The organism is Sporocytophaga myxococcoides DSM 11118, from assembly GCF_000426725.1.
Classification (GTDB): Bacteria; Bacteroidota; Bacteroidia; order Cytophagales; family Cytophagaceae; genus Sporocytophaga; species Sporocytophaga myxococcoides.
Genome location: NZ_KE384560.1, coordinates 592,605 through 604,553, shown reverse-complemented (window position 1 = coordinate 604,553; position 11,949 = coordinate 592,605). Strand labels below are relative to the sequence as shown.

Annotated in this window: 12 protein-coding genes; all 12 read right to left on the bottom strand. The window is 35.5% G+C overall.

Annotated elements, in window-relative coordinates; all coding sequences use genetic code 11:
• Positions 1-573, bottom strand: a complete 573-nt coding sequence (gene rplV, locus K350_RS0120780; protein WP_028981545.1) for a 50S ribosomal protein L22 — start codon at positions 571-573, stop codon at positions 1-3.
• 2 nt (positions 574-575) lie between these two features.
• A complete protein-coding gene (gene rpsS, locus K350_RS0120775) occupies positions 576-854 on the bottom strand; it encodes a 30S ribosomal protein S19 (protein WP_028981544.1) in 279 nt (92 codons plus the stop codon).
• 10 nt (positions 855-864) lie between these two features.
• On the bottom strand, positions 865-1,686 hold the full coding sequence (gene rplB, locus K350_RS0120770; RefSeq protein WP_028981543.1) for a 50S ribosomal protein L2: 822 nt from the start codon (positions 1,684-1,686) through the stop codon (positions 865-867).
• Between the two features lie 12 nt (positions 1,687-1,698).
• Positions 1,699-1,989, bottom strand: coding sequence for a 50S ribosomal protein L23 (gene rplW / locus K350_RS0120765; protein ID WP_028981542.1), 291 nt, complete (start codon positions 1,987-1,989; stop codon positions 1,699-1,701).
• Between the two features lies 1 nt (position 1,990).
• Positions 1,991-2,617: a 50S ribosomal protein L4 gene (rplD, locus tag K350_RS0120760; RefSeq protein ID WP_028981541.1), complete on the bottom strand. Its 627-nt coding sequence runs from the start codon at positions 2,615-2,617 to the stop codon at positions 1,991-1,993.
• A gap of 2 nt (positions 2,618-2,619) precedes the next feature.
• The gene (rplC, locus tag K350_RS0120755) at positions 2,620-3,237 is read right to left on the bottom strand and encodes a 50S ribosomal protein L3 (RefSeq protein ID WP_028981540.1); all 618 of its coding nucleotides are present in this window, start codon (positions 3,235-3,237) and stop codon (positions 2,620-2,622) included.
• 200 nt (positions 3,238-3,437) lie between these two features.
• Entirely contained in the window at positions 3,438-3,743 is a 306-nt protein-coding gene (rpsJ, locus tag K350_RS0120750) for a 30S ribosomal protein S10 (RefSeq protein WP_028981539.1), read from the bottom strand.
• A gap of 4 nt (positions 3,744-3,747) precedes the next feature.
• Positions 3,748-5,853, bottom strand: a complete 2,106-nt coding sequence (gene fusA / locus K350_RS0120745) for an elongation factor G (RefSeq protein ID WP_028981538.1) — start codon at positions 5,851-5,853, stop codon at positions 3,748-3,750.
• Positions 5,854-5,870: 17 nt separating this feature from the next.
• Positions 5,871-6,338 (bottom strand): 30S ribosomal protein S7, encoded by a 468-nt coding sequence (rpsG, locus tag K350_RS0120740; protein ID WP_028981537.1) that lies wholly within the window; start codon positions 6,336-6,338, stop codon positions 5,871-5,873.
• A gap of 6 nt (positions 6,339-6,344) precedes the next feature.
• The gene (gene rpsL / locus K350_RS0120735; RefSeq protein ID WP_028981536.1) at positions 6,345-6,761 is read right to left on the bottom strand and encodes a 30S ribosomal protein S12; all 417 of its coding nucleotides are present in this window, start codon (positions 6,759-6,761) and stop codon (positions 6,345-6,347) included.
• A 190-nt stretch (positions 6,762-6,951) separates the two neighbouring features.
• Entirely contained in the window at positions 6,952-11,199 is a 4,248-nt protein-coding gene (locus K350_RS0120730; RefSeq protein ID WP_028981535.1) for a CHAT domain-containing protein, read from the bottom strand.
• A gap of 137 nt (positions 11,200-11,336) precedes the next feature.
• The gene (locus K350_RS0120725; RefSeq protein ID WP_028981534.1) at positions 11,337-11,945 is read right to left on the bottom strand and encodes a NeuD/PglB/VioB family sugar acetyltransferase; all 609 of its coding nucleotides are present in this window, start codon (positions 11,943-11,945) and stop codon (positions 11,337-11,339) included.
• Between the last annotated feature and the right edge of the window lie 4 nt (positions 11,946-11,949).

Below are 11,949 nucleotides of genomic sequence, written 5' to 3'. Positions count from 1 at the left end.
TTACTTTTCGGATTTTTTGGTAGCTTTTTTAACTTCTGTTTTTGCCGTACTTTTAGCTTTCGGAGATTTTGCCTTCGCCTCTTTCTTCCCTCCTTCAACAGATTTAGACTTAGTCTCTTCTTTTTTAACTTCTGATAATGGAGCAGAAACTCCATTAAGGCTAGCTAATACTAGTGTTATGTGGTTAGATCTTTTTCTAACTCTGTGAGCTCTTCCTTGTGGTGCGGGACGTAATCTTTTAAGTATTCTTCCACCATCAACAAATATATCCTTTATTACAAGATCAGCGTCTTCAAGTCTTTCATTAGGATATTTGATTTGCCAGTCAGAAATAGCTGATAATAATAATTTCTCTATTTTCTTAGCACCAGACTGAGGCTGATATTTTAGCATTGCTAAAGCTGCGTTTGCTTTAATACCCCTAACTAAGTCAGCAACTAATCTCATCTTTCTTGGAGATGTTGGAACATTGCGTAGTTTCGCAACTACAGATCCATCAAAAGAAGCTTTTAAAGCTGCTTCTTTCTTTTTCTTTTTAACTACAGATCTTCTTTGTTTAACAGCTGCTTCCATAATTATTTTTTACCTTTGTCTTTTTTCGCTGTGTGACCTCTAAAGTTACGAGTAGGTGCAAATTCACCCAGCTTGTGTCCTACCATATTTTCTGTTACATACACAGGAATAAATTTATTACCGTTATGAACTGCAAATGTATGGCCTACAAAATCAGGAGAAATCATTGATCTACGAGACCAAGTTTTGATTACTGATTTTTTACCTGATTCATTCATAGTCTGAACTTTCTTATCCAGACGAAAATCAATATATGGCCCTTTTTTTAGAGAACGTCCCATCGTTTAGCCTTTATTTTCTCCTTGAAACAATTAGATCCTTGGAATATTTATTATTATTTCTAGTCTTTTTGCCTTTAGCTAAAAGTCCTTTTCTTGATCTTGGATGACCTCCTGAAGCTCTACCTTCACCACCTCCCATAGGGTGATCAACAGGGTTCATTGCAACACCTCTAGTTCTAGGTCTAACCCCCAACCATCTTGATCTACCTGCTTTACCAGCTGTAAGATTCATGTGATCCTGATTAGAAACTGAGCCTACAGTTGCTACGCAATCAGCAAGAACTAGTCTCATTTCGCCAGATGGAAGTTTTACAGTTGCATATTTTCCATCTCTAGCAACTAATTGAGCATAAGTACCTGCACTTCTCGCTAAAGCTCCACCTTTACCTTTTTTTAGCTCTACATTATGTATTATAGTACCTAACGGAATATCTGAAAGAGCTAAACTATTTCCTATCTCTGGTGCGATTCCTTTTCCAGAAACTACCTTTGTTCCAACTTTTAATCCATCTGGAGCAAGAATGTATCTTTTCTCTCCGTCAGCATAATAAAGTAGAGCAATTCTTGCACTTCTGTTTGGATCGTATTCAATAGACTTTACAGTTGCTGGAATATTATTTTTATCCCTTTTAAAATCAATAATACGATATTGCTTTTTATGACCACCTCCAATGTATCTCATGGTCATCTTTCCGGAGTTATTTCTACCTCCACTTCTTTTAACCGAAGTTAAAAGTGACTTTTCAGGAACATCTGATGTAATCTCATCGAAAGTAGAACCGACTTTGAATCTAGTTCCTGGAGTTATGGGTCTGAATTTTTTAACAGCCATCTTGATTAAATTCTATAGTCCTCCGTAAAAATCAATAATTTCACCTTCGGCAACTTTAATAATTGCCTTTTTATAAGAAGAAGTTTTACCTGCCATTATTCCAGCTTTGGTATATCTAGTTTTCTTCTTTCCAGGTGCGATTAATGTTTTAACTTCTTCAACATTCACACCGTACTGTTTCTCAACAGCCTGCTTAATCTGGATCTTATTAGCAGATTTATCTACAACAAACCCGTATTTTCCTTTTTCATTAAGGACTGTAACCTTTTCAGTTACAAGGGGTTTAATTAAAATATTTTTCATATTAACCCAGTAATTCTTCTAATTTTGCAACTGAACCCTCTGCAAGTACAACCTTATCAGCCTTAAGAACATCAAATGTTTTCAGTTGATCAAAAGTTATAACTTTAGCATTTTTCAAATTTCTGCTTGACAAAAATACATTCTTGTTTGTATCACCAAGAACTAAAAGCGTTTTCTTGTCGCTTAAGCTAAGATTTTTAAGTAGGTCAATGTATACTTTAGTTTTAGGCTTATCAAAAGATAAGTTTTCTAATACTGAAATATTATTTGATTTAGCTTTATAAGTCAATGCAGATCTTCTAGCAAGCGTTTTTAGCTTTTTATTCAGCTTAAATCTGTAATCTCTTGGTCTTGGTCCGAATATAGTACCTCCTCCAACAAATACAGGAGATTTTCTACTTCCTGCTCTTGCTCCACCAGTACCTTTTTGCTTTTTCAGCTTTTTTGTTGAGAATGCTACTTCGGCTCTTTCTTTTGCCTTATGCGTTCCTTGACGTTGATTTGCTAGAAATTGCTTAACATCTAAATATATTGCGTGATCATTGATCTCTGTTGCGAATATATCATCTGATAAAACAACTTTTCTACCAGTATCTTTTCCTTTATTATTTACTACAGAAAGTTCCATTGTTATTTCTCCAGAATTACGAATGAATTTTTAGCGCCGGGAATTGAACCACTAACTAATAGTAGGTTTTTCTCCGGATAAATTTTTTCTATTCTAAGGTTTTGAATTTTTACTCTATCTCCTCCTGTTCTACCTGCCATTCTCATACCTTTGAATACTCTAGAAGGGAAAGAACATGCACCAACAGAACCTGGGTGTCTCTGTCTGTTATGTTGACCGTGAGTTTGTCCTCCAACTCCTGAAAAGCCGTGACGTTTAACAACACCTTGAAAACCTTTACCTTTTGATGTTCCAATAGCATCAACAAAGTCTCCCTCAACGAAAACATCTGCAACTGCTATTGAATCTCCTAGATTTAAAGCCTTTTCAAATTCTTTAAACTCGACTAATTTACTTTTAGGCGTAGCTCCTGCTTTTTTAAAATGTCCTAACAAAGCAGCTGGAGTATTTTTTTCCTTTTTATCTCCATATGCTAATTGAACTGCAGTATAACCATCTTTTTCGATAGTTTTAACCTGAGTTACCACACAAGGTCCTGCTTCCACCAAGGTAACTCCGATTGATTTACCATCTTGGAAGATGCTTGTCATGCCTATTTTTTTACCTATAATCCCTGACATTTTCTTGTCGCTTTATTTCTTAATCTAAGGACTCTTTCCGTTAACTTGTTAGTATTTCTAAAAACGGACTGCAAAGTTAACAAAATTTAAATTCCCAGCAAATTTGTTTTGAACAATATTTTTAAAAATGGGTATTGGAGGGGAAAAAAAAGACCAATATTATTATTATTGGTCCTTTTTGTAGTACCTTCTATATCAAATCAGACTTTGATTTCAACATCAACTCCACTTGGCAACTCTAATTTCATCAAAGCATCTACAGTTTTTGTGCTAGTTGAATAAATATCAACAAGTCTTTTGTAGGTGCAAAGTTGAAATTGCTCACGAGACTTCTTACTCACGTGAGGAGATCTCAAAACAGTAAAAATTTCTTTTTCTGTTGGAAGAGGAATTGGTCCACTTACAACTGCTCCAGTTGCTTTTACTGCTTTCACAATTTTTTCAGATGATTTATCTACCAAATTGTGATCGTAAGATTTTAATTTAATTCTTATCTTCTGATTCATAAAATTATTTCGTTACTGCTGCTCCTTTTACTTTTGCTATAATTGAATCTGCTAAGTTACTAGGAACAAATTCATAATGAGAGAATGTCAATGTTGCTGTTGCACGACCTGAAGAAAGAGTTCTCAAGTCAGTTATGTATCCGAATAGCTCACTTAATGGTACATCAGCTTTAATAACTTGACCTCCAGCTTTAGTATCCATACCTTTCATAAGTCCTCTTCTTCTATTCAAGTCTCCAGTAATAGATCCCATATATTCATCTGGGCAAATTACCTCAACACTCATGATAGGTTCCATCAATTTAGGTCCCGCCTGTCTTGCAGCCTCCCTGAAACCACCTCTAGCAGCAAGTTCAAATGATAGTGCATCAGAATCGACATCGTGGAAAGAACCATGGAATAATCTAACCCTCATCGCTTCTATGGGATAACCAGCTAAAGGACCATTTTTCATGGCATCGTTAAAGCCTTTTTGTATTGGAGCTATAAATTCTCTTGGAATAACACCACCAACGATTTCGTTTGCAAAGTCAAGACCTGTTTTATCGTCCAATCTAGGCCCAAGTTCAAAATTAATGTCGGCAAATTTACCTTTACCTCCAGTTTGCTTCTTGTAAACCTCTCTGTGTTCAAAGTTCTTAGTAAGAGCCTCTTTGTAAGCAACCTGAGGCGCACCCTGATTGATTTCAACTTTAAACTCTCTTCTCATCCTGTCGATGATAATCTCCAGGTGAAGCTCACCCATTCCTCTAAGAATCGTCTGACCAGTTTCTTGGTCTGTAGAGACATGTAAAGTAGGATCTTCTTCTACAAGTTTAGCTATAGCCATGCCCATCTTATCAACATCTGCCTGAGTTTTTGGCTCAATTGCATAACCGATAACTGGCTCTGGGAATGTCATTGACTCAAGCACTATTTTCGCTTTCTCATCGCAAAGTGTATCTCCTGTCTTAATATCTTTGAAACCAACTACAGCCCCGATATCACCTGCTCCTAAACGTTCTATTTGATTTTGTTTATTTGCGTGCATCTGGAATACACGAGAAATACGCTCCTTACTTTCAGATCTAGAGTTATAAACATAAGATCCAGACTCTAACACTCCTGAATATGCTCTGATAAAACAAAGACGGCCTACATATGGGTCAGTAGCGATTTTAAAAGCTAAAGCTGCAAATGGCTCTTTTTCATCCGGCTTACGCGAAATCTCTTTTTCTGTCTCTGGATCTGTTCCTTTGATACTCTCTTTATCTAAAGGAGAAGGAAGCAATGCCATCACATAATCCAACATTGTCTGAACACCTTTATTCTTAAAGGAAGAACCACAAAGCATTGGAACTACTTTCATTGCAATAACTGCCTTTCTAAGAGCGGTTAGGATTTCTGCTTCGGTGATAGAATTAGGATCATCGAAATATTTCTCCATGATCTTTTCATCAAATTCAGCAACAGCTTCAAGTAATTTTTCTCTATACTCAACCGCTTCATCCATCATGTCTGCAGGGATAGGTACTTCTTTAAATGTCATACCTTTATCATGCTCGTTCCACTCAATTCCGCGGAAGTTTACAAGATCCACAACACCTCTAAAATTATCTTCAGATCCAATTGGTAACTGAAGAGCTACAGCATGGCTGCCAAGAATTTCCTTAACTTGTTTGCATACATTTAAGAAATCAGCACCTGCTCTATCCATTTTATTTACGAAACCTAAACGAGCAACATTATAGTTGTTTGCAAGTCTCCAGTTCGTTTCTGATTGCGGTTCAACACCGTCTACAGCGCTAAATAAGAAAACAAGACCATCCAATACACGTAGGGAACGGTTTACTTCAACAGTAAAATCCACGTGACCCGGCGTATCAATGATATTCACATGATATTTCTCATTTCTATAGTTCCAGTTAACAGTTGTAGCAGCAGAAGTAATTGTAATACCTCTTTCTTGCTCCTGCGCCATCCAGTCCATAGTAGCCGCACCATCGTGAACCTCCCCTATTTTGTGGCTCACTCCCGAATAGTAAAGAATACGCTCAGTTGTTGTGGTTTTCCCAGCATCAATGTGCGCAGCAATACCTATATTTCTTGTATATTTTAAATCGCGTGCCATTTAATTTCTATAGAAAATTATATTCTGAAATGTGAAAATGCTCTGTTCGCCTCAGCCATTCTATGAGTATCGTCTTTCTTCTTCACAGCAGCTCCCTCACCTTTAGACGCAGCGATAATTTCGCCTGCCAAGCGCTCAGTCATAGTTTTTTCACCTCTGCCTCTTGCATACTGAATAAGCCACTTCATACCCAATGCTGCTTTTCTCTCTGGTCTTACTTCTGTAGGAACCTGGAAAGTAGCACCACCAACACGACGGCTCTTTACTTCAACATGAGGACTTACATTATTTAATGCTTTTCTCCAGACTTCTAGCCCGTTTTCTTTGGTTCTGTTCTCTACTAAGTCACATGCAGAATAAAAAATATCATATGCAATACTTTTCTTTCCATCATACATCAAAGAGTTTACAAACTTAGTAACCAATGTATCCCTGAACTTAGGATCAGGCAGAAGGTATCTCTTTTTAGGTTTAGCCTTTCTCATAACGTATTATTTCTTTTTACCTTTTGCAGCAGGCGTTTTAGCAGCAGCACCTGGCTTAGGTCTTTTAGCACCGTATTTTGATCTTGATTGTAATCTTCCATTTACACCTGCGGTGTCAAGGGCACCTCTTACAATATGGTATCTTACACCTGGTAAGTCTTTTACCCTTCCACCTCTGATTAGCACTATTGAGTGCTCTTGTAGGTTATGACCTTCTCCCGGAATATAAGCGTTAACTTCCTTTCCGTTAGTCAACCTTACCCTGGCAACCTTTCTCATTGCTGAGTTCGGCTTCTTTGGAGTGGTGGTGTATACCCTTGTACATACTCCTCTTCTTTGTGGACACGAATCCAGCGCGGGAGATTTAGATTTAGAGGTCAGTTTCTCTCTACCTTTTCTTACTAATTGTTGTATAGTAGGCATTTACTTAAAAAGAATTAAATCCCTTATTTTTTTTGGAAGGGCAAAGATACGGAAATTAGGATCTTTTGCAAAAACTATATTTTATATTTTTTTGAAAAAATCGTTATTAAAAAATAAAAATGCCTCAACTTATTGAATTAGAGCAAGTTACACAAAACAAACATACCAATTTTAATAGAAAATTTATTTTTTACTCTGCTCCAACCATAATAAAAGCTCCCCAATAAATCGGATCTTTATATTTTTCCTTAATTAATCTCTTAGCTTCCAAAAATGATTTTCTTTTAGATCCTGACGTGAGCCATTTATCGTAAAATATAGTCATAAGGTCTTTGGTTACGTCATCTGAGACTTTAAATAGACTCATTATCACTGAATTGGCACCTGCAATCAAAAAGGCTCTTTGCAAACCACATACCCCTTCGCCTAACTGTACCTTACCAACACCTGTTTCGCAAGCACTCAATACTACTAAATCTGTATGATCCAGGTATAAATTCATTGCTTCATAGGCAGTTAAAATACCATCCTCTGAATTTAATTCATATATATTATCTTTTGCAAGTAGTACCCCTCCATTTTTCAGCAACAAACCTGACCTCAATAAGGGATTTTGTAGGTTCTTATCTGTAAATCCGTCCTGATATCCTTTCTCCAAATCTTCCATGAAAAATCCATGCGTTGCAATATGGAATACTTTGGGATCTTTAATTGCTTTTAGATTTCCTTCTGTGGCCTCATTATTCAAATACGTTTCAGTTTCCCATCCATTTTTGATCATCAATGCGTTTAGGTGCTTAATCTCTCCTTCTGCTCCTGGAAGTTGTGGTATCTTTTTACCATCCTCAAAACTTAAAGATGTCTTTATATATAAAGGATCATTAGATTGAGAATTATCAGATTCATCATAATATGTGGGATTCCCAAATAACTTTATCTTGTTGACTAACTCCGTTGTGGCATTACCTCTTTTCTCTGACTTAATATTATTTCCTCTTATCAAATCCTTTGTATTGCTGACCAGGACTATGTCATACTGATTCAGCAAATATGTCTTATCAGGAGAACAAATTGTTTCCAAATTTATCTGATTATAAACTCCATCACCTGAAAGATAAACTGTGGAATTTTGTTTTATGGAGTTATTAAAGGGCATCCAGAACTTTTCAAAAGATAATTGGTCCTCTACATTAAGCTTAATACAATTTCTATAATAGTTAAGATATCTATTCTCCAGATCATTGCCATTAGGTATTAGAACCAACTCTGGTAACTTTGAATTTTCATTAACAATAAGGCCCGCATAAAGCACTGAATCAGAAAAATCCGTTTCGAAATACCTGAATCTTATAACTTCTATGGCATATTCATTAGGTTTTAGAATGTCTTTAACTTGTTTCCAATCTACATCCGACTTTTCGTAATTCACCTGAAAGGATTCAGACTTTTCACTCAGGTCTTTTTCAAGAGCTTCTATTTCTTTTTCTAAAAGCTTTACATCAATACCGTTCTCTTTCTGTTGCTCAAAATTCATGGATAAAGCGGACGTTAGAAATTCTTTCTTTTCAATCCAGGTCTCATATTTTTTTATCAGTTCCTGATTGTTGCTGCTCAGGATTCTTTCTTTTACTTTAATTGATGAATTTAATAAAATAGCTTTTGTCTTAAGGCTAAAGTTGTAGACGTTTTGAAGTAGCTCTGGATTTTCCTTTGATAATTTTATTGCAAGAGTGTTATAAAATTCAAAGTCATCTTTGATCAGATTCCAAAATTTATTTTTCTCTCTGTCACTAAGTGAAGGGAAATACTTTTTAATAAATTTCAAATCAGCAGCAGTGGTTTCGTTGAGGTATTTAACTGCTGCTTTGTAATCATTTAAGATGAAAGCCATTTGGCCTTCTTTGCTAAGAGCTTTGATATAGTCTGGGTGCTCATTGTCAAAAATTTTCTCATAGAGACTCTTACTGTTTGCAAAAGATTCTTTGGCCTCTGAAAATTTCTCTTCTTTTGAAAAGTATATACCTCTTGTAAACGCGGCCTCTGCAGAATGGACATTTACACTTCCTAGCTTTGTAATCCAGATTTTATTAGCATTATTAAGATACTCTTCAGCTGATTCTTTTTTTCCATTTTCAATGTAAAACATTGACAAGTTTTTCAACACTTCTGCATAATTCAAATTATTGTTTCCAAGGCACGTATAGATTATGGAAATTGCTTCAGTGAATAATTTTTCGGACTCTGGACCATGTGGGTTGTTATAAAATTTCACCAAAGCAAGCTCGTTCAAAGTTGAGGCGACCTGCAAATGATTTTTACCATAACAGGCTATCTGAATTGCAAGTGCTTTGCTTCCTGCTTCCTCAGCTTTATCATAATCTCCAATGGCAGTATAAATTTTCAATAAAAGTTTGATATTTTCAGCGTGAATGACAGAGTTTGCTCCGAAAATTTCCTCACTGATTTTATATGCTCTCCTTACTAATTTTTCAGCTTTGTTATAATCTCCAATAATTAGGTAAAGGTTACCTAGCTGGTTCAGAGGATTGATAAGGCTTCGATGTTTTACCCCAAATTTTCCTTCACGTATTCTTATAATTTCTAAAAGAGATTTTTCAGTAGCAGCATAATTCCCTGTAAGAATATTTAAGTTAGCAAGTTCATCTGAGATGGTGGATACTTTCTCATTTTCATTCGCATTCTTAGTTATCTTTATTGCCTTTTTCACTGTTTTCTCTGCTTCACGGAGTTTTCCCTGCACAATGAAAAATTTTGAAAGTGTTTCAAGACTATGTGCATAAGCTATATTTTGGTCACTGTAATTTTGCGAATTAAAAAATGCCAGAGATTTATTAATATTCTCTTCCGCTTCATTATACTTGCCTAATACGAGTTGCAGTGATGCATATTTTTCTAAGAAAACAGCATAGTGCTCGGAAGAATTTCCATAGTATTTTTCTACTATTGATTTTGCATTCTGAAGTGTAATTAATGACTTCTCATATTTATCCCTGATTTGATAAAGTTTAGCATGACTATATAATCCTTCTATGTATTGAAGATTGTTGTGAGGTACCTCTTTTTCCAAAACATCATTCAGACTGGAGGCATAAATTGTTTCTGCTCTTGAGAATTGATCTCCATAGTTAACAATATATTTAGCCTCTTCCACTAATCCCAGGTGGTAATTAGGGGCATCTTTTCCATATGCGTTCAGATTTAGTTCCGAGATCTTCTTTAAAGTTGACTCTGCAGCAAGAAAATCTTCATTTTCAATTTGAGATTTATATAACAGATCAAGAACTCCAACTCTTTTTATATGATTTTCTGGAAAAAAATTCTTGTCTTTAAGAATAGATTGAAATTTGGACTGAGCTTTATGATAATCTTTTTCCTGAAAAATTCTATCAGCCACGATAAGCTGAGTTCTAACAAAAGCATAGTTTTCTTTGCCATAAAATCTTTTGATTCTAGCTTCTAATTGTTTTTCTCTCTTACTGGCCTTTCGGGAGTGACCGGCTTTCCTAAGTGTGGGAATTAGATTTTCATAATAAGTAATAGCCTGCTTACTATGTACTTTATATTTTACGTCTTTACTCTTGGTCGAACTTTTTAAAGCTTTGGCAAATTTAGCTCCTGCCCTGGAAGCGTCTCCTTTATTTTCATAGATTAAACCTTTTAAATACAGAGCTTTCGAGTATTCAATCCTTTTCTTACCTAGGTTGGATGAAATCCATTTCAAATTTATGTTAATAAGAGAATCTGCATTTTTGAAATCTGAATTCTTAATTTTTATTTCACTTAAAAGATTTACAGCTCTGGCTATATCAGACTTTTTATCTTTTATCTCTTTCGAACTCAATTTTACTTTAACACCAAAAGGATTTGCCAGAATACTCTTACGAAGTTTTATCAATTCAACAGTAGACTCCTCTGCTTTCTTGTAGTATCCCATTTTAAACAATACCAGACTTTCCTTTTCCAGAATATCTGCCCTGAGATTCGGATGATTGATTTTATTGTCCAACAGAAGTTTTGCGCTTTCAATAAGGTTTGCAGCTTTTAAGTATTCTCCATATTCGCTCAATGCAGTGATTCCTTCAAGGCAAGTGTATACGAACAGAACTGTATCTTTATGGTCTGCTTTTGTCAGATTAGCAGATCCAGCCTCTGCACACTGTTTATATTCTTCAAATCTGCCAAGCGCATCATAAACTTTGGCGAGCTTAAAATTTATGCGAGCAGCTGTCAGGAAGTCATTCGGTTTTTCTAATGATTTGGCGAGAATATTTTTTGCTTTTTGCAGGGCAAGCTTGTAATCACCTTTGTTGTAATCTTTATCAACCTTTGCAAAGTCTTCTTCTTTTATACCTGAGGAAAATGAAAACTGATATGAAACAAAAGATATGAACACCAAAAGAAGAAGGGACTTTCTCATAGAAAAGTTATGATCAAAATACTGAATTATGACTAGTTAAATTTACTGTATTTTGATCTACGGGAAAAGTCTTATCGAAGATTTAGAATAACGAACTGTTATTAATTTCGAATAAAAATCAGTCTTAGAAACTCAATTTATACGGTTTTGGTAAGCGATTTAACCACCTTTGCTGGAATACCTTCTACCACGGAATATTCCGGCACATTTTCGGTAACTACTGAACCTGGTGAAATTACTGCCCATTTACCTATTTCAACATTTGGAGACACAATAGCTCCAGCTCCAACTGTAACTCCTTCTTCAAGTCTGGCATAACCTCCAATTATTGCTCCTGGACCAATGTTTACATAATCACTGATCTGGCATTCAAAATCAATTTTTGCGCCCATATTAATGATGCAATGCTTACCTACAGTTGTTCCTGCTTGGATAATAGCCCCTTGAAAAATAATTGTCCCTGCCTCATAACTTGCATATTTAGAAATAATAGCTTGAGGATGAATAACAGAAGCAAATTCATGCACAATTTTTGGAACAAGAGTTTTACGAAGCAAATTATCCTCAACAGCAATAAGAATAGACTCGTTTGTACTAAACTCTTTATTGTATGGACCGATAATAGGGGTACTATCCAATTTAATATCTCGTTGGAAGTCGTCAAAAATAAAATAAACCTCCTTTCCTGAGGCTTTAGCACATTCTTTAACAACTTTTGCAAAACTATCGGCACCGTATAATAACATATTC